Source organism: Mesotoga sp. H07pep.5.4, from assembly GCF_003664935.1.
Taxonomy (GTDB): Bacteria; Thermotogota; Thermotogae; order Petrotogales; family Kosmotogaceae; genus Mesotoga; species Mesotoga prima.
In genome coordinates, this window is the sequence record NZ_JFHM01000004.1 from 321,760 (window position 1) to 342,239 (window position 20,480).

The window sequence follows — 20,480 nt, forward strand, 5'->3', positions numbered from 1 at the left end:
GGAAAACTCCTTTCAGCTTTGTGTCAATCATCTGATGCGAACCTCGCTTTCAGCAGTTCCCTAGTTTCTTCATCGAAATTGTTTCCCCAGACAAGCCTGGGTACATCACCACTAATAACTTCTATAAGGGGTTTACCGCCACTTGTCACTTTAGGTGCCACTACAAAGACACTCCAGAATGTTAGCCCAAGTTCTTGAAGCGAATACTCTCTTTCGGGTTCACATGAAAGGATTTTACAGACAGTTCTTTTTGTTTTCCCCGACAGGGCTTCTATTTTTACTTCAAGCTCTCTGAATCCAGTAATCTCTTCTTGTACAGGATTTTCAGTTTTTATTTCTTCTTCCTCTTTTTCCCTCTCCGGAAAGAAATATGTCCACTCTACCTCATTCATCCTTTTGGTTGACCATTCAAGTTCGTAATGAAGAGAGTTGATCTTTTCAAGCAATTCTGCAGATATAGGGACCGCTGAAACCTCTGTTGTCTCTTCGATTTCCGATTCGTCACTCTCTTCGACCATATTTCGTATTATGAGTTCCCCGACTGTTTTATGGTTAGCCTCTCCAGGATTAATCTGGTCTTCAGACTCAGATCGATTCTTTGTTTTTGCTTTTAGCGGAGCGGGGAGCCCATTCTGCGGATACTCTTTCCACGAAGACATTATCCGCGCTTCTTTCAAGAACTCAATGAAAGTTCTTGCGCTTTCCTCTCTTGCAAAAAACAGCTTTATCAAAGGGACACCGAAACCCGTTGCCGAAACTGTTACACAGTAATAGTTGAAGCACTCTATTCGCTCGTTGTTTTTGGCCTCCTTGTCTGGCCCCCCACCGGGAAGTAAGTACTTCCAAGTATATCCGACAAAAATTGCATCTTTGCTGTCCAAAAAGGCTTCGCGAGAGAGCCTCAACTCCTCTAGCTGAGTTCTTATAGAGTTGAACGGAAAGCTTCTTTCACCCTTCTTGAGACCCGACGAAGTTATCATCAATTCGTCGACAGAACATAGATCAAAAACGCCGCTGCTTTCTTCACATTTGATAATCCTAAACTCGCTCCTTCTAGCAGAGTAACGCATAGTTTCGCCCGCATGGGCTAAAGGGTCCTTTATCTGTCGTTCTTCAATAATCGTCCAGCAAGCCCAGCCAGCCATTGCCTTCTGAAAAGAGGGTAGAATTCTGCTAGATATCTTTTCGAAATACCACCTTCTTGCTTGTTCCCAATGACTCTGACCAAGTCCATACTCGGTCCTCGCTTCCTTTATACCTTCAAGCCATGTTGCAATTGTCCCGTATCTTCTAAAACCCTTTTCGAGATATGAAACGAAGAGGTTATCGGGAACGGTAAGCCATTTCATGAAGGTTAAAGAATATCTCTTTATTTCTTTGATTATAGTCTCCAATCTCGAAAGCTGAACCTCCACACTACTTTCATCGTATTCACCTACAGCAAGCCCAATCTGATTGTCCAGGAATTTAGAAGCCCCATCTTCATCGGGAGGGAATTTTGAAAGGAAATCAACAAGATCTGATTCAAGCATAGGGAGTAATGGGCATTCGAGGCTAAACAACCTCGAAACAATTTCATTCAAAGCGAGATTCAGTCCAAATTGATCGGCCCTTCTCCGCACCCTTTCGTGCAAATTCTTGAGTTCTCTTAGACTCGTTAAGAGAGAGTCGGATTTATCCGCGATCAAAGAGGAATAGTGAAGTACGATCTTTTCTAGAATTTGAGGAGCCTCCTTGAAGTAGTCCAAAAAAACGAAGAAACTATCATCTAGAGTCTGTCGCTCAGTTGCCGCTTGAAACAGAGTGTCGACAAGATCAGAGAGCTTCTCTGAACTCGAGGAGATCAATTCATCCTCTACACTTCTGTAAATGAAAGCGTACTTGGTCTCAAAGAACTTCTTGAAGAAACTTGCGACCAGTGGAGTCTTCAAAGAAATCAATGCAGCATTTGAGGTCTCAGCTAGCGGTTTCCAGTTCTTACCCTCAAGACTCTCATTGGCTTTTTCGATAACATCTTCGGCCGATAAAAATGAAATGAATTCCCGTTGACGAGAATCAGACAAAACATATCCCTCACTTAAAGTGACTTCCAAGAAGATTATACTACACTTGTTGAAACCGATTGGAGGATCGCAAAAGGAAAGGCTAACGCTCAATTTCCCGATCTATCAGCTCGGCAAGATCCATTAGTCTATCGACTACTAGTGCCTTATTCTGGCATGCTCGCAAGAATCTCTCGTCGAACTTCATCGATGAGAGATTCTTACCGACCTTCTCGAGTCTGGAAATCGCGAGAAGGAGGTATGCTCCATCGATGAGCTTCCTTATCAGGCACGGCAGTCTCTCTTCTCTTTTATCTGAAGCAGCTCTTTCAATATCGGAGAACAGAAAGTTTATCGATTCCAGTATAACTCTGAAAGAGAAGAGAAGAATGTCTTCCTTTGTTTCCAGAGGCAAGCTTTCCAGCCTTCTTAGCTCAGTCTTGATCTCTGCGACGGCAAGCTTCGACCGTGAAGGGTCTTCGAGATAATTCTCTAACCTTTCGGCGGTAATTCCAAAGAGATCGGCTATCTCGTCTGCACTTCGCCCTTCTGAAAGAATCCTTTTAAGGAACTCCTTCTTACTCATAAGATCACCTCTCTATTCAATTATATTACTTGTTTCTTCTGGGGAAAAATCTAATTTCCAATCTTGAGACCACCAAAAAGTCAGTCTTGTGTCGTTAGATAGGAGCCTTGTTTATTTGATGGTGCATTAGAATAATCTTGGGGGTGAAAAAATGAGAAGAGTGATTCTCTTAGGGATCGTTTTCTTTTTCTTTTCTATTTCACTCGCTAGTGGGTTCTACATTGGATCTGGATTTATCGGTCTAGTCGAAGTCATTGCCGGGAATCAGGAGTGGAATATGAGAGTCATACCTGTCACCTCGTTATCGAGTGGAGGAATAGTTGCCGGTAAACTGATCTTCAATGTCCTTAGAGACAAAGGCTTTGCGGTGATTCCCGCTCTTCAACCGGAGGGTTATAGGGTGGTTGATACTTTTCATTGCGAAGCAATCGAAGTTAATATTGAGAGACTGGAAGTCTTTGTAGCCGACGGGACACACGGGGTAGAAGTCTTTAAGTTCTATGGATCGTCCTTTTATAAACACATTCAGACAATACCACTGAAAGGCTGGGTAAACTCCCTAGCGTACCTGGATGACTACTTGTTGGTTGGAAGCGAGCTTGATGGGCTTTTCGTGATTCGGAGAGGGGAGAAGGGATTCGAGCTAATCGATCACATTTATCCCAGGTATGTGAGTGATCTGGAAGAGGGAGTAATAGTAAACGCCATTGCAGCCTGGGAAGACTCGTTTTATGTTGCAGCAGGAGAAAGAGGAGTAATGACTTTTGAAATTGGTGACTCTGCGCTCGTCAAGAAAGCCGAAATTAAGGTTGGCTACGCAATGGATGTTTCAGTTAGTGATGGGGATTTGTTTGTGGTCGACTCGAGGGTTGATGAAATACTGGTTTTTGACACAGACGACTTATCTCTTAAAGAAAGACACATCGTAAACGACAAATTAAGAGAGGCAGTGCCGATAGTTGACTGGCAAAACCACAATAAGCTCCTCGTATGTCGGCTTGATGATTCGGTCGCCGTAATTGACAGAAACACCTCTCAGGAGATTTTTTCCCTTAAAGGCAGCTTTTTTGGACTTGTTGAGGCTAGGTACTTCCTAGGTCACCCCTTTCTCGATGAATGAAGAGACGCTCCACTGACGAAATACTTAGAGAGCGCAAGAAAGAGAATCAGCATGGGAATGCTCGCTATTGCTGCAGCCGCCATCATCGCTCCCTCGTTAGTGTGTTTCTCCATGGCAAACTTCACAATGTACAGTGGGATTGTCTTCATTTCTTCACTCTGTGAAATCAAGAGAGGCCAAAGCAGGTTGTCCCACTGACTTCGAAATGTAAGGATAGCAAGTGTAGCAACTGCCGGAGCACTATTTGGCAGTATTATCTTCCAGAAGATGCTAAACTCGCCTGAACCATCTATTCTGGCGGCATCAATTATTTCATCGGGAAACGTTATCAAATACTGCCTCATCAGGAATATTCCAAAAGCATTAACCATAAAGGGGAGTATCAGTCCGACATATGAGTCCTGGATCTTGAGTGATGTTGCAACGAGATACAGAGGAATCATAATGGCTTCGAAGGGGATCATCATGGTAGCCATGATCAAAAGGAACACCAGATTTCTCCCTTTAAAGGGAAACTTAGCCAGACCATATCCCGTTAACGCGGAAAGGAATACGGTAGAAAGTGAAACAGCTCCCGCAACTATGAATGAGTTGAGTATGTTCCTGGGGTAGATGAAACTGCCATCATTCCCCCTTATTGCCTGCCAGTAATTATCTATGTAGAGATCCTTCGGGATCCAGGAATACGGCATCTTCAGGATATCTTTCGAGGGCATAAGCGAGGCCGTGAACATAAAGACTATGGGTGCAAGAATCACGATGGCTGTCACTATAAGGAAGGCCCATATCAAGACATCAACAACCACGGATTGTTTTCGAATTGTCTTCACAAGACACCTCCTAATAGTCGACTTCTCCACCTGATTTGCTTACTCTGAATTGAAGCCAGGTAAAGAAGAGCATTATGCCGAAGAGGATAATACTCATGGCGCTTGCTCTGCCAATGTCATGGTCTCTGATCGCCGTGTTGTATATGTTAAGGGTTATTACGTTTATTGGCTGGGTGGGAGCTCCCGATTGCGTGAAGAGATACTGGGTGCTGAATGTTTTCAGACACTGAAGCATAGACATGATCGACACCAGAACGGTTGTCGGTTTCAGCAAAGGGAGGGTGATGTGCCAAAAGTCCTTCCAGCCGTTTGCACCATCGATTTGTGCCGCTTCGTGTAGGCTCTGAGGTATGGATGCCAATCCCGTAATATAAATAATCGTGAAGTAACCTATGTACTTCCAGAAATATACCAGGATTGTCGACAACCTTACCATTCCCGCCGTTGCCAACCACTTATAATCTTTGCCGACGGTTCCGAGCAAAGTGTTCATGGTGGTATTCGCCAGACCTCGCGGATCGAATATCAACAACCAGATGGCTGCAGCAACTACTGAAGAAAGGACGGCCGGTGAGTAGTACACTATCTGGAAGAACTTTTGGAACCTTCGCCTTGACATGATAAAGACCGCGAGCAGAAGGCTGAATACCACAATTGGAATGAACGTTCCCAGTGTGAAGATAGAGGTTGCCTTGACTGAATTCCAGAAATCGGGCGATTTGAGAAGATACTCATAGTTTGCAAAGCCTATAAACTTTGGGGGCCGCAGATCTAGGAGTCTTTTTCTGAAAAGGCTGGTGTAAAAAGCATTAATTATTGGATAGAAAGAAAAGACGGCAAAAAAGGCAAGCGATGGGATCACAAATAACCAGCCCCACCTTGCTTTTTTGTGTTCTATGCCCCTGTTAAAAACACGTCTCAAAGGTAAGGCTCACTCCTTTCTGAAAGGAATTTGCCCGCCGCGTGGCGGGCAAATTAATCAATACTGATCGTCCAAAACCTCTTGAACCTTTCTTCTCAGTGTATCGAGTGCATCACGAGAGCTTGTTCCGCTAAGCATAACAGATTCTACAGCTTCCTTTATTAGAGACTGAATCTTTGCTGAGCTTTCAGAGAAATACACAACCGTCGATTTTTCAAGATCGGAGATAAAGACGTCTGAATATGGATAATTCTTGAACGTCTCTGACTCCAGTAGTTCGTTTGTCGGTATTATGATTGCAACCTTTTCAAGATACTCCTCTGCATGACTCAGCATGTAAGAGATGAACTTCCAGGCCATTTCCTGATTCTCCTTTGGTTTCTGGGAGTTCACCATGTAGTAGTGTCCATAATAATGGGCTGGCACGTAATTTACAGCATCTTCGAACTGAGGGAAGGGAACGACCATGAATTCTCCACTGTCATAAAATTCCGGATTGTCGGCCTTTATTCTCGCGAGTTGATATAGACCGGTTGTGCACATACCAATGTCGTTGTTGTCCATATTGAACAAACTGCGGGCATTCTTGTAAGTTGGAGAACCGAGATTTCTTCCATTCGGTCCCCATTCTGCCATATAGTCAAGGAAGTTTAGCCAAGCTTCGTCATTTATAATCGCGGTCTTTCCGTCGTCACTTACGAGTTTTCCGCCCATTTGCTCGACCAATGGCATGAATGCTACGAGATAGTACGGGTACCTGAAATCAAAGCCCCTACGGGTAATTATCTCACCCTCTCTTATTGTGAGCTTTTCAGATACTTCCATCATCTCTTCCCATGTTTTTGGGTAGTCGATTTCCGGATCTAGACCGGCATCTCTGAATACTTTCTTATTAAGCAAGATGCACCAGTTGGTAATTTCGAGAGGAAGCCCATAAATCTCGCCTTCATACTTCACAGGATCTAGAGTTCCGGGAAGGAATGATGCCAGTAAATCCTCCATGTCTTTGTAACCTGCGGCTTCATAATCAACGGGAGCGACTCTTCCATTAGCAATGTATGCAAATTCGTCTTCAATTGACATGTTGAAGATATCTGGACCCTGATTAGCGGCGAAAGCCGTCAGTATGAGCTCTTGTATCTTGGAGGAAGACTGTGTAACCCTTTTGATAACTACGTTTGGGTACATTTTCTGGAATTCCTCAATGAAACGTTCCTCAAGCGGAGTTCTGTTTGGGTCTTCGTGAGTCCAGAACTCCAATTCAATCGTGTTGGCAACAAGAATCGAAAGGGAAAGAAGGACCATTAAAAGAACAAAAACTAAACGCCTGTTCATCTAAACACCTCCCCATTTAATTGGAGCGATTGCTCCTATTAAAAAGATACATCTCTGAAGGTAAATACAGAAGGATACTCATGGCTTATTTGAGGCGTTGAAGACGATTCTTTGAATTATAGCGGCTCAGAATTAACCTGTGCAAACAAATCTGCGAAATTGCATGTCTTACAAGAAGGAGGTGAAATATGAAGAAGTTGATTATTGTGTTCATTGCCATTGTTCTTCTTTCCCCTTTTCTGGTCGCTTTTCAGGTAGACTACACGGAGCTTTCAAGTTACGAGCCGCTCGTACTCGATGAAAGCACAGGAAGTAGAACAAAGAGCGTTGATTTCTCCGTTCTTTCTGCAAGTGATTCCAATAAAGTTGTGATTATTGCTTCAGGTTGGCTCTTCGATCCTGAAAGCGAAGAGCAGGAACGGGAGGCATCAATTCAGCTGAAAGTAAATGGTGAATGCTATGAGAAGATAGTTTCCTTGGCTAGACAGGGGCTTTATTTTGTAATGAAGCCGTTTTTGTTATCATTTGAAAGAGGGTATTCGTTGTCCGTAATGGAATTAGTACTTGACTATGAATCGGTTTTGGAGGATGCGGTGAAGAAGCTTGAGTATGAATGCCTTGCAGTGGAGATAGAGAGGAGCATTGAAGCAGGAATTTTGATTGGTGTTGTGGAAGAAAAAGGGTTCAGAGAAACCTCAGTAATATCAGGCGAACCGGTCCTGGTAATACAAGCTGGAGAAAAACCTACAGGAGGATATGAGATAGAAGTGACAAGCGTTCTCCTTATTGAGACTAGAACCATAAAAGTATACGCCACGCTCCACTCACCGGGTAGCGGGGAATTTGTTACTCAGGCCTTCACATACCCAAGAAAGGCGATCAAGATTCTTGGCCTTGTCCCAGGCACTTATGACTTAATAGTTGAACTGGAAGTAATGAAAGATGAAAGAGTAACTGATACTGAAGTTTTCAGTTCGTCACTTTCTGTCGAATGACAGATTATCGATTCTTTTGACGTAGGAATCGATATCGAATTTCCTTTTGAGACCGTTTGAGTTCATATATCTGACCTTACCGTAGATCTCGCGTTCAGACCACGCTCTGTCGTGTTTTCCAAAGCACCAAAGGATACCGGCGTATCCGTTTGGGTCCCGTCCGTCCAGTTCATACTTGTCGTTAAGGTATATTGCCGAGCAAATAGCGCTTTCGGGATCGGAGCTCCATTCAAGGAGCTTCTTTCCCCAGTACATTCTCATATAACCATGCATTTTCCCGGTAAGAGACATTTCCTTTTGAGCTGCATTCCAGTAAGGATCATCGGTCTTACCGCTTTCAAGTTCGGAAAGTGAGAAGGATCGAACTCTCTTGTCCTTCCGGTGTTCATTGAGAGTCTTCTGAGCCCACTGAGGCAGTGCTTCAAAGGAATCGTATTTGGAATTATAGAAGACGAAGTTAACGCCCAGTTCTCTCCTGACCACCAGTTCTTCGATATATGCATTTTTTCCCTTTGAACAGGAATCAATTACTCTTCGTGCGATGTAAGAAGGTGAAATGTGTCCAAAGTGAAGAAAGGGGCTCATTTCTGACAGGCAACCGGAATTCGGATCATTTCTCTCTTCTTCAAACCGGTCTAAATTCTTCGAGAGAAATACTTCAAGTCTTCTCTTGGCTTCTTTCTGCCCCCCATGGAAATCGGAGACAACGGAAACGCTCTGGTCAAGGTCGGAAAGATCAACGTCTTCAATACCCGTAGCGCCTTCAAATTCAGCAAGCGAAGCTCTGGATCTTAGTTCCACAGCTTCGAAATCATTTACGAATTCAGCAAAATGCTTCATAACCTTCTTCCTGAAAGTCGCTGCGCTGTATTCTTCTTTGCAGCTTGCCGTTCTTACAGGAACTACCACGTTACTTTCAACAGAAAGAAACGGACATTCTAGTTTTTCAGCGATCCTCTTCCTCCAGTCTATCTGGTGTCGTAGATAACCTACGTCTGTTACCACCAGAGCACAACGTTTAGATACTTTGGGGACTATATCGACCGGATCTCCCTTAAAAATCACGAAGCGGATTCCCTGTTCTTCGAGCTCCGATTTCACATCTCTCAAACCGTCGAACATGAAGGAAAAACTCCGCAGGTTTCCTGAGGGGTAATTAGCGTTCAGAACGAAAAGCACAGCAAGTGGAACATCAAGTTCTTTCGCTTCTTGTTTAGCAAGTTCAAGAGCATGATTCTCTTCAGTTCTCTGTGAAGCTTGCATCCAGTATAAAACAAAATTCCCGCGTCGATCATTGCTCTTATTCAACTTGTGGGCCCTATCTGCTCTCATTTTCCTGATCTGCCCTTTCCAGAATCCGTTATTTCGACGAGGTCTTCTGGATAAGGCTCGAAGAAAGTCTGCCGCGCGAGATATTCGCTTTCAAATGCAACGACGTAAGAACGTAAAATATATAGAGGGACGCTCAGCGGAATCTTTCCCTCCCTATATCTTTCGAGTGTATCGAGAAAGAATCTCTTTTCCGAAGACGATATGTACTTTGAAAAGTAACCCAGTCCATGCATCAAGACATTGATATGAGAGGTGTGTCTTGGTGGGGTTGACATCGTTTTGTAGAAATGAGAGGAATACTCGTCATAGACTTCTCTAATATCTCTGGAATCCATCTTCCCCACAATCGCACCCATAATCCTCATTTCTTTTTGATTGTACGACATGAATAACAGCTTGTTGTCAGATTGAAAATCCACCAGCCCTTTCCTGGTAAGATTATTTGAGAGTTCTCTGAATCGGGAGACCGTAAAAAGTTTGGTCAAGAAGTGTTCTCTTATTATGAAGTTTGATAGCCTTCCATCGTCTTCAACTGGGAGGAAGTTGAACCTCTCAATAACAATTCCTCCAAAAAAACCAGAGTCTCTACCGGATGACATTATCTTACCTGCCCCGGGATACACTTTCACATCTTTTATGCCACAGGTTGGCGATGCAGATTTGAGAATAAAACCGTCAACTCCGCTCAAACCATCGAGAAACCTGTGAGAGTAATCTGTAAGACGCTCTGTAACATCGTTACCTGTCAAAGGTTGAATTAACCTTATTCCATCTGACTTTCTTACCATTCTTACAGGGGCTCGCGGTGCCCCAAGTCCGATATCGAATTCGGGACACACGGTAAAGTACTGGACGTATTTCTTCAGCCTTTTGACGAATTTGCTTGGAATCATCTGGCCGTTGTATCTGCAGGTATCGAATCCGAGACATCTACTGACCACGACTTGCGGTCTAGAGTGTATCAAAGTCGTGTCCTCCTCTTTATTCGAGGAAAGAGAGAATTTCTTCAGCCACCCTTTCGGGTTTGTCGATGAAGGGAGCGTGTCCTCTTCCCTCAATTATCTTGAGAGTACTTCCAGGAATCTCTTCAGAAATCTTTTTTGCATAATCTAAAGGAAGTATTTCATCCCTTTCTCCCCAGATTATTAATACATTCAGATCGATTTCTCCAAGCATTCCTGAAAGAGAACCGCCATCGCTGTCCTTAATGAACTCACTAAGGAATTGTATAGACATACGATCTACGAGAGCAAAATACTTTCCGAACTCCTCATGGACGAAGTAACTTTTGTCTCCCAGTCTTTTAGTATAGAGATACCTCTGAACAGGATAGGTCTGATAATAGAATCGCATTGCAATCCATGTCAACACTTTGCTACTAGAAATGAAATCAGGCACGAGTTTCTGTTCGGTGAATGCATAAGAATCTATAAGGATGAGATTCTCTACTCTTTCTGAATAGTAGTAGCCGATGTTGAGCGCGATCTCTCCTCCGAGGGAGTGCCCTATTATATCTGCTTTTTCAATGTTCAGAAGATTCATCAAATCTACAAGAAGCTCTGCGTATCCTTTTCTTGAGTAGTCTCCTTTGCTTGACGCTTCAGATAAGCCTGATCCAGGGAGGTCTACTAGGTAGACTTTTCTATTTGAAGAGAGAAGCTTGGCCAGTTCTGAAAAATCAAGATGCGATCCGGGAAATCCGTGAATCATAAGCATCGGTTTTCCTTCGCCGAGAACCTTCAGAAAAAGCTCTTCCTCACCGACCTTCAAGTACCTACCTTCTCTTTCAATCCTGTTCAAAAAAATCCTCGCCATTGTCACACTGAAAATTCCGTTGACAACTGCAACCGCAATGACAATAAGCAGAACCAGAAAGAGCGTCCTAACTATTTTCATTCGCGACACCCCTTTACAGAAGTTGTCGAGCAACAATAATATACCATTTTTCGCATAATGATCTTCAAACTCTCTTATGGTCTAAAATTTGAGAAGAATTATCATCTGCCGGTGCTATGTGAAGCATCTTGACAACAAATTCTGTTGGCATGAATCCATCTGCTATTATCTTCCCTTTTTCATGTTGTTCAGAAGCTGAGCGACCTCTTCATTGTTAGTTCAACTCTTCGAGCTTCTTGATTATTTTGGATGCTTTGCGAACTTGACGGTTGGCAACTCCGGATCCGGGACCGGTTACCAGTTATTCCAGTTTTGCTTCTAGCTGTAGAGTACGGAATATTTAACTCTTTTCGAAACTCTGAGAGATTCCTTCTGTTCTTGATGAAGGCCTTCAAAAACGCAAGAAGCTCTTCTGGCAAAGATGAAAGTTCTCCCTGCGAAAATGATCCGATTATCTTTGCCTTGCAGTTCTGATAGGCATACTCAGTTATCTGCAAGTCTGTACCGCAGCTTGGACATTTGTCGAGTCGTTTCTTCATTTGGAACCCCTCCAACAGATCATAAACTGCGATAATGAAAAGAATAAAAGCAGTAAACGAAGTGACAAGCCAACATGACCAATCTCAGTGGTTTGATGAAATCAATTATTGATGCTATAAATTCAACTCGACAATAACTAGAGTGGATACAGATTTCAGTAATTGGATGAATCTTGTCCATCCTTATTTACTTCATTACAAGTTTTCGATGTCGAAAGATGGGCAGGTTGCTTCGGAGTAGAGAGAACTGCCGCGAGTGCTCAGAAATCATAAATAGCAGTAATCCTGACTATTTGAGACAGATTCTTCTTCTCGAGAAGACAACTATTGGTTCACTCCCCAACAATGATGATCCTGTCGATTAGCTCCTTGCTTATCACTCGATGATCGCCTGTTTTGTTTCAACGCCCATTTTGGATACGATTATCGCAGCAAACAAACTCAGGGCAGCCATGAATATCATCACTACAAACACGCTGCCTGTACCTCCCATAACCAAATTCGTGAAGAAGGGAGCGACAATTCCAGCTGCTCTTGCCATCACTCCAGATGCACCGTTTCCAAGCGCACGCATTTCAGTTGGATATAATTCGGGTGTATATGCGTATACCATTCCCCATGCTCCAAGCACAAAGAGCGAAATCAAAACGCTCGCAACGAGAAGAAGAGCTGAACTATTCACCAGTGCCATGACGATTGACGAAACCGCCATTCCTCCAAAAAAGAACGTTAGTGATGGTTTTCTCCCAATTCTTTCAATGAGGATCACTGCGGTCAGATAGCCAGGCAGTTGCATGATCAACATGAAAAAGGTATACCAGAGAGAAGAGACGGGCGTCAGACCTTTAGACATAAAGATCTTTGGCGCCCACGTGTAGATTCCATAATAGACAAAACTTACGGAAAACCAGCTGATCCAGATCATTATTGTCCTTCTTGCCAGATCATTTCTGAACAGTCCAAGAATTGGTTGCTTAGACTGTTTGTGCATCTCTATCTCTTCATCAATCTCTTTTCCCAGTATTTTCTCTAGTGCGACTTTGCCCTTTTTCATGAACTGATACTTGGGGCTTTCAGGAAGAAAGAAGGAAATTAGCAAGAGTGGTACACTGAATAATGCAAGAAAGTAGAAGGACCACCGCCATCCAAGGCTGTTTAAAGTCAACATGGTAAATCCACCAGTGATTATACTTCCAATGGCCCAGCTTGATTCAAGAAGAGCGAGATACAAACCACGGATCTTTATAGATGAGAATTCAGTAAGATATGCGTTGACTACAGGAAGCAGACCACCATAGCCGATTCCGGCTACGAATCTTCCAATGGAAAAAGCTCTCATTGAAACCGATGCGCCGGTAAATCCGGTTGAAAGACCTGCAATTAGCAACAAGATGAGATTTGTCCACTTCCTACCGAACCTATCGGAGATCATTCCGGAAAACAACGCACCGAGCAGCATTCCCACGAATACCGAACTTGCCATCATATTCTGACTGCCTGTAGTACCGGCAAGATCTTCCACGATCGAAGGAAGTGTCAAAGAGGTAATCATAACTCCTCCGGCCACCAACATCCACTCCAGTGAAGTCAGTAGAAGCATGCGCGTTCTCCTGCCCTTAGTTATATACTTTTGGATCACTTCATCAATGTTCATCAGAGCCTCCTTCAGGTAAGCAAGTAACCCTTTCTTTTTAGAATGCTTCTAATTCTTTCTAAAGACTCTTGAGAGTCAGCCTCGATTGTATGGAGATGAACTCCATCTTTGGAAAGACTGAGAAGAGGAACTGCATTTGATGCTTTTAGAGCAGCTATGAACCTGTTAAGGTCGTCTATCGTTGAAAGGTCTAGTTTGCCCTTTAGCTCTCCGTAAACTGCATGGATTACGCTAACATCAACTACATGGCCGCCGGCGGAAATGATTTCTGAGAGTTCATCATAGATATCTTCTTCATCATGTTTCACCGATACAACCATTCTAAAGGTCCTTCTTTTGCTGAGAAGGTATCCCCTTGTTGTCGCGACAATACTCGACCCATTTTTTCTCAGTTCGTCTATGTCCTTCACGATCATCTGTCTGCTGACACCAGTTTCGTCGGCGAGAAACTGTCCCTTAACAGGGACAGAAGAACCTTCAAGTAGATTCATAATGTATTTGTGCCTCTCGACCTTCTCTATCATTCTCACCCCCGGAAACAATTACATTATAGCAGCTACTTTACAGTAAACACCTTCAAAAAAATATGCCCCGGAGGACATATCAAGCATAAAAACATCCGTAAGAATAAAACTACCTGGTGGCAAGGGACGGAATCGAACCGTCGACACACGGATTTTCAGTCCGCTGCTCTACCTGCTGAGCTACCTCGCCATCAATCTGGTGGAAGCGACAGGGATCGAACCTGTGGCCTTCTGCTTGTAAGGCAGACGCTCTTCCTCTGAGCTACGCTTCCACCACTGGCGCCCTCACGGGGATTTGAACCCCGGTCGCCGGCGTGAAAGGCCAGTGTCCTAGGCCACTAGACGATGAGGGCCGAAGCACGTATTTTATATTACACTATAAACCGTCGGCGGTCAAGAGGCCGATGTGCATTTCTGACAGTTCATCCAGCCCACTTTTTCAATTCCAGTGCGCCTTGGACAGAGTTTTTTCGTGATAGAATCTTGAAGAAAGGGGTGATCACTGTGCCGATTGATTTCAGAATGACTAAGAAGGGCCTGATACTTCTAATTGATTCTTACAGAAGCGTTGACGAACTCAGGCAAGACATCATGAAGAAGTTCGCCGATGCAAAGGATTTTTTTTCTGAAGGAGATGAGATCTCTTTGATGCTTACTCAAGAGACAAGTAAGCCCGACGATATAGTAAAAATCGTCTCATTGCTCAGTGATCTCGGCGTTCATGTTAAAGACATCCTGGTTGGTAGCATGGAGCAAAAGGACGTCAAAGTCGGTCAGAAGTATGATCTCGTAAGAGAGAAGATCACAGAAGTTCGGGGAGCTCAGATTATTAGGCGAAATTTGAGATCTGGTCAAATCGTTGTGCATAATTTTGATGTAGTTGTTATTGGCAACGTTCATCCGGGCGCCGAAATAATAGCTGGAGGGAGCGTAGTGATATTCGGAAGTGCGAAAGGAGTTCTGAGAGCCGGTTATTCCCAGGGCGAGACTGGAGTAATTGCGGCTATCGATTTACAACCGTCGCTCATCCAAATAGGCAACTTCATCACTCAAGAATATGATCATTTTGATGGTCCAGCCGTTGCCCATGTTAGAACGGGAAGAATCATAGTGGAAGAGGCAGACAATGTAAAGTTTGAAGTAAAGGGGGAGGCGAATTGAATCTAGCCAGATTGTTAGTAGATCTCTCCAATGCGTTCGGACCTGTCGGCTACGAAAGTGAAGTGCATTCAGTAATTAAAGAGGCGATAGATCCCTTTGTAGATGAAATCTACACTGACGAGATTGGAAATCTAATCGCAGTTAAGAAAGGTGACAAGAAGCGGATTGGAGTATTCACTCATGTCGATGAGGTGTCTTTGGTCATTTCAAAGATCGACGAAAGAGGGTTCGCGAGATTTGAAGAACTGGGGGGAATAGATCCGAAAGTTCTTATATCTCAGAAGGTCAAGATTAAATGCAGAGACGGAGAAGAAAGGGCCGGGGTGATTGGCATGCTGGCTCCACATCTTCAGAACAAAGAGACAAGAGGAGAGGTCCCTTCTTTTGACGAGTTGTTTATTGATGCTTCGATTAATCCAGATTTTGAGAAGATTGATGTCGGAGATCTTGCGGTAGTAGATTTTTCTGCATTTGAGATGAATGGCAAGGTTTCAGGCAAAGCGTTGGATGATAGAGCTTGTGCCGCTATAAGTATAGAGACTGCTAGAGAACTTTCAAAGTATAGTTTAACGCCCACGGTTTACTTCGTTTTTACCACGAGGGAAGAGGTAGGTGCTATTGGAGCAAAGGGAGCTGCAGAAGCTCTGGAATTAGATCTTGGAGTTGCTATGGATGTAACTCATCATAATAAAGAGAATGATGTAGAGCTTGGCAAGGGGCCGGCCTTGACGGTTGGAGGTCCGAACATCCACAAGAAGTATTTTGAGTTACTGAACAACTACGCGAAGGACAACGAAATAAAGGTTCAGTATGAGTTTGGGTCTGGGCGAACTGGGACGGATGCTGACAATGTGCAGATAGCCGGTACCGGCATTCCGACTCTTCTGCTTTCACTTCCTGAAATGCATATGCATACCCCAGTTGAGGTTGTTCAGATTAGTGACATTGCAAGTACGGCAAGATTACTTGCCGGTTTCTTCGTCTCGCTGAAAGGAGATGAGGACATATGAAGCTCAAACGGTTGAAAGAACTGTGCGAACTCCCGGGAATCTCCGGTTTTGAGGAAAGAGTGTCTTCATACATTATGGAAGTTGTCAAATCAAAGGTGGACTCTATCTGGACAGATACGGTTGGAAATCTAATTGCTATCAGGAAAGGAAATGGAAAAAGTTCAAAGAGACTTATGCTCCTTGCCCACACAGATGAAGTTGGCCTTATGGTCAAAAAGATTAATGAAGATGGTACGCTCTCTTTCACTAACATTGGAGGAGTCGATCCTCGAGTGCTGATTGGAAAAAAGGTTTTGGTTGGTGAAGATTTGACACCTGGTGTTATTGGATTCGAGGCAATTCATACCCAAGACCCTTCTTCTGTTTTGAAAACTCCTAGCATGAACAAGCTGAAAATCTACTTAGGCTATTCAAAGAAGGAAGAGGCTTCAAAAAAACATAGAATAGGGGATCCAGTTTCTTTCGATACTCGGTACGAAGAGATAGGAGACTATGCAGTCGCAAAGGCTTTCGACGACAGAACCGGTTGTGAAGTTTTGATAAGGGTTCTTGAAAGCCTTGACGAAAAAACGGTTGATTTCGATGTTTATTTCGCATGGGTCGTTCAAGAAGAGGTGGGTCTAAGAGGTAGCGGTGTTGCCGCGAAGCAAATCAAGCCCGATGTTGCGCTAGTCTTTGAGAATACGACAGCCGGTGACAATCCAGAGCTGCCCGAGTACAGATGGGCCACAAGTCTCGGAAAAGGTCCCGTACTGACTTTTGCTCATAGCGGTTTGGTTCTTGACAAGAAGATCCTTGACACGATTGTCGAAACAGCAAAAAGCAATTCGATAGAGTTCCAATATAAGAGCAGAATAGCGGGAGGAACTGACGCAGCAAGGCTTGCGAAAGTAATGGCCGGTGTGCCATCTGGAGTCATTTCCACGCCTTCAAGATACATTCATTCACCAACTTCGGTAATAAATGTCAACGATTTTCTTAAAGTAGTAGAACTTGCAACTATACTGGTTAAGGAAGGGAAGGTGCTGTCTAGATGAAGAAACTTATCGAAAAGCTTGTCACTGTTAGTTCTCCAAGTGGCAGAGAGTCTGCCATCAGAGAAGTGATTGTCGAAGAGATAAAGCCTTATGTTGACGAGATGAAGATAGATCCTTTAGGAAATCTTATTGCAGTGAAAAGAGGAAGTAGTGGAAAAAAGCTTCTGTTTGACGGGCACATGGATGAGATTGGGGTTGTGGTCACTCACATTGATTCAAGCGGGTTCTTGAGAGTCGATTCAGTTGGAGGACTGTCTCCGTACATGCTTCTCGGTTCGAGATTGATCTTTGAGACAGGAGCTTCGGGAGTAGTGGATGTTGAAGGTGAGACGGCAAAGGAACTAGGAGAGACTATAAAGAACCTGGACTACGATCATGTTTTTGTAGATATTGGTGCAATTGACAAGAAGGACGCAGAGAATAAGGCACCGATTGGTACTTTCGGAACCTATGATTCAACCTTTGTCGATCTTGGAAAGAGAATTGTCTCCAAATCGATGGACGATAGAATTGCATGCGCAATAATGATTCAGGTATTGAAAGAGCTCGATAAACCAAAAGATGACGTATATTTTGTCTTTGCCGTACAGGAGGAAGTCGGAATTGTTGGTGCCAGTGTCGCTGCATTCGATATTATGCCCGATATGGCTGTTGCGATAGATGTTACAGCTGGCCCTGACACTCCCAAATCCTTTAAGAGAATGGGCTTCAAACTTGGAGGAGGTCCAACGATAAAAATCAAGGATCGAGGAAGCGTAAGTTCTGCAAGGGTTGTCTCAAGACTGAAAGAGGTTGCTGAAAAGAAGGAAATTCCAACCCAGTATGAGGTACTGATTTTTGGAGGTACTGATGCAAGAGGTTATCAGACAACTGGGAGAGGAATAGCATCGGGGACCGTCTCGATTCCATGTAGATATGTGCACTCTCCTCACGAAATGGTCGACTATGACGATGTCTTGAATGCGGTTCGTCTTCTTAAAGGTCTTGCAGAAGAAGGAGTGGAATGAAGAGAATTACATTTACGAGCGAATCGACCGAAAGATGTCAGCTCATCTTTGGTAAGAATATGATTGAGAAGCTCCCTGAGTCAATTAGAGTAGTAGACTCAGGGTTCAAGAAGTCATTTGCGGGAAATTTGAAGCCTGAATACTTAATGCCTGGCGGAGAGCATATTAAGTCTATCGACAGGGTGTTCGAGATTTATCAGCTGGTTAGAGTGTCAAGATGTAAAGCCGTTACTGCAATTGGTGGAGGTTCAATTATAGATCTGGTAGGATACGCGTGTGCGGGCCATACAGAAGTGGAAAAACTCTTCCTTTTTCCAACGACCACCGTTGGTCAGATTATGCCCGCTATTAACGGATTCAAGTTGAATTTCGAGTTTGTCAAGGATCTTCTCTGCGCAAATGGCATTCCTGACAGAGTGTTTATTGATTCTTCGATAAGCTATAAAGAATATCTTGACTCATCGAGAAGTGATCTACTCTTTCCTTTACTAGTTGCCCTTTCTTTCGATATGAGATTATTCAGATACATTTCAAACCTTGTGGCTTCTGGAAAAGAGATTACTGAAGAGCAATGGGATGATATTGTTTTCTCTTCTGTAAAAGCCTATTTGAAGGGAATAGAGCTCAAGAAACCATTTGTTGGAGCGGAAACTGGAGGACTCATTGAAACTGCTTCGAGACTCAGAACCGGAAATAGGGCAGCGGTGATTCTCGGCGCAATGGTAGAACTGCGGCTCGCCAGGGAATTCAGTAACAATGACGTTAAAAGCTCGGAGGTTTTTTTCGGTTTAGTGAGGCAGCTGTGGAACAGAAACTGGCCCTCGAGAATTGATTTATCGTCCTTGGTCGATCTGATTGAACAAAAGGGTGGTCTAAAAATCAGTACGCCCGACGGTAGTCTAGACGGAACTTATTTTGTCGGGTATTCTTCATTTGAAAGGTTCATTAGAGAGAAAACGTGGAGAGGATTGGAGAGTTTTGCATGAGCGAAGAATCACATGACTATGTCTTGAAGACATTGATTGTAGTTGTTCTCGGACTATCTGCCATTGTTTTTATCTTAGGAGGCTATGCAATTCTGCTTCGAGAGGAAAACCGTAGAGCGAAGCTCGTAATAGAAGAGATTCGAAGCTCGGTTTTTACCCCTTCAACCGATCAACCAGAAGTATCAGAAAATTCCGTTGAAATTCCGACAGGTACACAGATAATTAGGGAAGCGATCTCAGTTCCCGAGACTCAAAACTTCTTCCTTGAGACTTTCGATTACCGAAGGTTAATAACAAATTCCTTCGATTTCTTGGCTGAAGGCTCTGAGTTCGGTTATGTGGTTGTAGAAGAAGGAACGGCCTTCAAACTTTGTGTAGAAAAGGGTTTAGGTAAGTATTTTATTACCCGTGTGGATGATCAATTTGGTGTTATGTTTCTTGGTGAAAACCCACTTACCGGTCTTTATGACTCAAAAACCGCTTATGGAATTCAGCTTGTTTCTCATACAGTATCTGACGGCATAGCGCCTCAGGTCATGGATCTCAGAAGTGCCGGTTATCCTGCCTTTGTATACAAATCAATAACAACTGATGGAAGAACCTTCTACGCAGCTATACTGGGAGTATTTCCGGATGCCAATGCGGCTCGGAATTATTCCTCAGAAGTTGATGTCCAGTCTTTACAGAGGATAACGGGATGGAATATCACAGACAGATTTCCGAGGCAACTTAGATGAGGAAGTTAACTGTCAAAGAGCTTCAGATAATTGGTTCGGTTGTAATTCTTGTCTTGATGGGTTTTGTTGCAGTCATTGGGTACACCGGGACGGAAAGCACCGAACAGAATTTCGATCATACGGAGTCTGTTAGTTTTCCGATCGACTTGAATTCGTGTACAGAGAGGGAGCTTGAGCTACTCCCAGGAATTGGTCCGGCAAAAGCAAGAGCTATTATCGATTACAGAACCTCGGTGGGTCAGTTCGGCTCTGTCGAAGATATTCTCCAGGTTAGGGGTATCGGAGAGAAGACGTTAAGCAGTTTCAGGAAAATGGTGACTGTTGCGGGTTCCGCAACCACTCCTGCAGATGTAAACACCCTAATCGACATAAACAAGGCAGACGTATTGTCACTGCAAGATATTCCGGGTATTGGGGAGGCGAAAGCAAAGGCAATAGTCGAGTTTAGAGAAAAAAACGGATCGTTCAGGACCTCGGACGACCTTCTGAAAGTACCGGGTATCGGCCCCTCAATTCTCTCAGAGATTCTCGCTAGCATTGTTCCTCTTGCTGGAAGCGAGAAGCAATCAGGTTCCTTGAAGGTGAACGTCAATACTGCTGATGAGGAGGCTCTTTGTGGGCTTCCAGGCGTAGGACCGGTTATTGCCAAAAGAATAGTCGAATTCCGAGCTCGATTCGGCCCCTTTCGTTCATATGAGGATTTGGAGAGAGTAAGCGGGATTGGGGAAAAAACCGTCGCGAACCTGAAGGAGCTGATAGAGTTTTGA

General features: G+C 43.8%; 19 protein-coding genes and 3 tRNA genes. 9 read left to right on the forward strand and 13 right to left on the reverse strand.

From position 1 onward, the window contains the following. Positions 1–23: 23 nt before the first annotated feature. Complete coding sequence (locus tag Y696_RS02750) at positions 24–2,063, reverse strand: hypothetical protein (RefSeq protein ID WP_099771921.1); 2,040 nt, start codon at positions 2,061–2,063, stop codon at positions 24–26. An 82-nt stretch (positions 2,064–2,145) separates the two neighbouring features. Next, entirely contained in the window at positions 2,146–2,628 is a 483-nt protein-coding gene (locus Y696_RS02755; RefSeq protein WP_014730331.1) for a hypothetical protein, read from the reverse strand. 151 nt (positions 2,629–2,779) lie between these two features. Between Y696_RS02755 and Y696_RS02760 the strand changes: the two genes are divergently transcribed. After that, a complete protein-coding gene (locus tag Y696_RS02760) occupies positions 2,780–3,748 on the forward strand; it encodes a hypothetical protein (protein ID WP_099771922.1) in 969 nt (322 codons plus the stop codon). On the opposite strand, the gene Y696_RS02765 is transcribed toward Y696_RS02760, so the two are convergent. The 3 genes from Y696_RS02765 to Y696_RS02775 are packed head-to-tail and all read right to left on the reverse strand — an operon-like array spanning position 3,727 to position 6,835. Then, on the reverse strand, positions 3,727–4,578 hold the full coding sequence (locus Y696_RS02765; protein WP_014730333.1) for a carbohydrate ABC transporter permease: 852 nt from the start codon (positions 4,576–4,578) through the stop codon (positions 3,727–3,729). The genes Y696_RS02760 and Y696_RS02765 overlap by 22 nt on opposite strands. A 10-nt stretch (positions 4,579–4,588) precedes the next feature. After that, positions 4,589–5,500 (reverse strand): carbohydrate ABC transporter permease, encoded by a 912-nt coding sequence (locus Y696_RS02770; protein ID WP_099771923.1) that lies wholly within the window; start codon positions 5,498–5,500, stop codon positions 4,589–4,591. A 57-nt stretch (positions 5,501–5,557) separates the two neighbouring features. Then, positions 5,558–6,835 (reverse strand): extracellular solute-binding protein, encoded by a 1,278-nt coding sequence (locus tag Y696_RS02775; RefSeq protein WP_014730335.1) that lies wholly within the window; start codon positions 6,833–6,835, stop codon positions 5,558–5,560. A 188-nt stretch (positions 6,836–7,023) separates the two neighbouring features. Between Y696_RS02775 and Y696_RS02780 the strand changes: the two genes are divergently transcribed. After that, positions 7,024–7,830, forward strand: coding sequence for a protease complex subunit PrcB family protein (locus Y696_RS02780; protein WP_099771924.1), 807 nt, complete (start codon positions 7,024–7,026; stop codon positions 7,828–7,830). On the opposite strand, the gene Y696_RS02785 is transcribed toward Y696_RS02780, so the two are convergent. From Y696_RS02785 to Y696_RS02825, 8 genes are all read right to left on the reverse strand, one after another. Then, positions 7,813–9,162 (reverse strand): deoxyribodipyrimidine photo-lyase, encoded by a 1,350-nt coding sequence (locus Y696_RS02785; RefSeq protein ID WP_014730337.1) that lies wholly within the window; start codon positions 9,160–9,162, stop codon positions 7,813–7,815. The genes Y696_RS02780 and Y696_RS02785 overlap by 18 nt on opposite strands. Beyond that, positions 9,159–10,127: a DUF1722 domain-containing protein gene (locus Y696_RS02790; protein ID WP_099771925.1), complete on the reverse strand. Its 969-nt coding sequence runs from the start codon at positions 10,125–10,127 to the stop codon at positions 9,159–9,161. The genes Y696_RS02785 and Y696_RS02790 overlap by 4 nt, the downstream gene beginning before the upstream one ends. 16 nt (positions 10,128–10,143) lie before the next feature. Continuing rightward, positions 10,144–11,058, reverse strand: a complete 915-nt coding sequence (locus Y696_RS02795) for an alpha/beta fold hydrolase (RefSeq protein WP_014730339.1) — start codon at positions 11,056–11,058, stop codon at positions 10,144–10,146. Positions 11,059–11,973: 915 nt separating this feature from the next. Beyond that, a complete protein-coding gene (locus tag Y696_RS02805) occupies positions 11,974–13,251 on the reverse strand; it encodes an MFS transporter (RefSeq protein ID WP_121509750.1) in 1,278 nt (425 codons plus the stop codon). A gap of 11 nt (positions 13,252–13,262) precedes the next feature. After that, a complete protein-coding gene (locus tag Y696_RS02810) occupies positions 13,263–13,775 on the reverse strand; it encodes a transcription repressor NadR (RefSeq protein ID WP_099771927.1) in 513 nt (170 codons plus the stop codon). Between the two features lie 114 nt (positions 13,776–13,889). Beyond that, a tRNA-Phe gene (locus Y696_RS02815) sits at positions 13,890–13,965 on the reverse strand. A 7-nt stretch (positions 13,966–13,972) separates the two neighbouring features. Then, positions 13,973–14,047, reverse strand: a tRNA-Val gene (locus tag Y696_RS02820). Between the two features lie 5 nt (positions 14,048–14,052). Next, positions 14,053–14,128: transfer RNA gene (locus Y696_RS02825), tRNA-Glu, on the reverse strand. Between the two features lie 151 nt (positions 14,129–14,279). On the opposite strand from Y696_RS02825, the gene minC reads away from it, so the two are divergent. Genes minC through Y696_RS02860 form a run of 7 tightly spaced genes read left to right on the forward strand, consistent with a single transcriptional unit; the run spans position 14,280 to position 20,480 of the window. Next, positions 14,280–14,936 carry a septum site-determining protein MinC gene (minC, locus tag Y696_RS02830; RefSeq protein WP_014730343.1) on the forward strand — a complete coding sequence of 219 codons (657 nt, stop codon included), beginning with the start codon at positions 14,280–14,282 and terminating at the stop codon, positions 14,934–14,936. Beyond that, positions 14,933–15,946: a M20/M25/M40 family metallo-hydrolase gene (locus Y696_RS02835; RefSeq protein ID WP_099771929.1), complete on the forward strand. Its 1,014-nt coding sequence runs from the start codon at positions 14,933–14,935 to the stop codon at positions 15,944–15,946. The genes minC and Y696_RS02835 overlap by 4 nt, the downstream gene beginning before the upstream one ends. Then, positions 15,943–16,983, forward strand: a complete 1,041-nt coding sequence (locus Y696_RS02840; protein WP_006492140.1) for a M42 family metallopeptidase — start codon at positions 15,943–15,945, stop codon at positions 16,981–16,983. The genes Y696_RS02835 and Y696_RS02840 overlap by 4 nt, the downstream gene beginning before the upstream one ends. Further along, positions 16,980–17,990 (forward strand): M42 family metallopeptidase, encoded by a 1,011-nt coding sequence (locus Y696_RS02845; RefSeq protein WP_006492141.1) that lies wholly within the window; start codon positions 16,980–16,982, stop codon positions 17,988–17,990. The genes Y696_RS02840 and Y696_RS02845 overlap by 4 nt, the downstream gene beginning before the upstream one ends. Next, on the forward strand, positions 17,987–18,976 hold the full coding sequence (locus Y696_RS02850; protein WP_121509751.1) for a 3-dehydroquinate synthase: 990 nt from the start codon (positions 17,987–17,989) through the stop codon (positions 18,974–18,976). The genes Y696_RS02845 and Y696_RS02850 overlap by 4 nt, the downstream gene beginning before the upstream one ends. Continuing rightward, positions 18,973–19,713: an SPOR domain-containing protein gene (locus tag Y696_RS02855; protein ID WP_121509752.1), complete on the forward strand. Its 741-nt coding sequence runs from the start codon at positions 18,973–18,975 to the stop codon at positions 19,711–19,713. The genes Y696_RS02850 and Y696_RS02855 overlap by 4 nt, the downstream gene beginning before the upstream one ends. Further along, complete coding sequence (locus Y696_RS02860; protein WP_006492145.1) at positions 19,710–20,480, forward strand: ComEA family DNA-binding protein; 771 nt, start codon at positions 19,710–19,712, stop codon at positions 20,478–20,480. The genes Y696_RS02855 and Y696_RS02860 overlap by 4 nt, the downstream gene beginning before the upstream one ends.

Bases quoted from the DNA above. Each gene is read 5' to 3' on its own strand.
- Y696_RS02755 (WP_014730331.1), bottom strand. From the start codon at position 2,628: ATGAGTAAGAAGGAGTTCCTTAAAAGGATTCTTTCAGAAGGGCGAAGT.
- Y696_RS02760 (WP_099771922.1), top strand. From the start codon at position 2,780: ATGAGAAGAGTGATTCTCTTAGGGATCGTTTTCTTTTTCTTTTCTATT.
- Y696_RS02775 (WP_014730335.1), bottom strand. From the start codon at position 6,835: ATGAACAGGCGTTTAGTTTTTGTTCTTTTAATGGTCCTTCTTTCCCTT.
- Y696_RS02780 (WP_099771924.1), top strand. From the start codon at position 7,024: ATGAAGAAGTTGATTATTGTGTTCATTGCCATTGTTCTTCTTTCCCCT.
- Y696_RS02785 (WP_014730337.1), bottom strand. From the start codon at position 9,162: ATGAGAGCAGATAGGGCCCACAAGTTGAATAAGAGCAATGATCGACGC.
- Y696_RS02795 (WP_014730339.1), bottom strand. From the start codon at position 11,058: ATGAAAATAGTTAGGACGCTCTTTCTGGTTCTGCTTATTGTCATTGCG.
- Y696_RS02805 (WP_121509750.1), bottom strand. From the start codon at position 13,251: ATGAACATTGATGAAGTGATCCAAAAGTATATAACTAAGGGCAGGAGA.
- Y696_RS02810 (WP_099771927.1), bottom strand. From the start codon at position 13,775: ATGATAGAGAAGGTCGAGAGGCACAAATACATTATGAATCTACTTGAA.
- Y696_RS02840 (WP_006492140.1), top strand. From the start codon at position 15,943: ATGAAGCTCAAACGGTTGAAAGAACTGTGCGAACTCCCGGGAATCTCC.
- Y696_RS02845 (WP_006492141.1), top strand. From the start codon at position 16,980: ATGAAGAAACTTATCGAAAAGCTTGTCACTGTTAGTTCTCCAAGTGGC.
- Y696_RS02850 (WP_121509751.1), top strand. From the start codon at position 17,987: ATGAAGAGAATTACATTTACGAGCGAATCGACCGAAAGATGTCAGCTC.
- Y696_RS02855 (WP_121509752.1), top strand. From the start codon at position 18,973: ATGAGCGAAGAATCACATGACTATGTCTTGAAGACATTGATTGTAGTT.
- Y696_RS02860 (WP_006492145.1), top strand. From the start codon at position 19,710: ATGAGGAAGTTAACTGTCAAAGAGCTTCAGATAATTGGTTCGGTTGTA.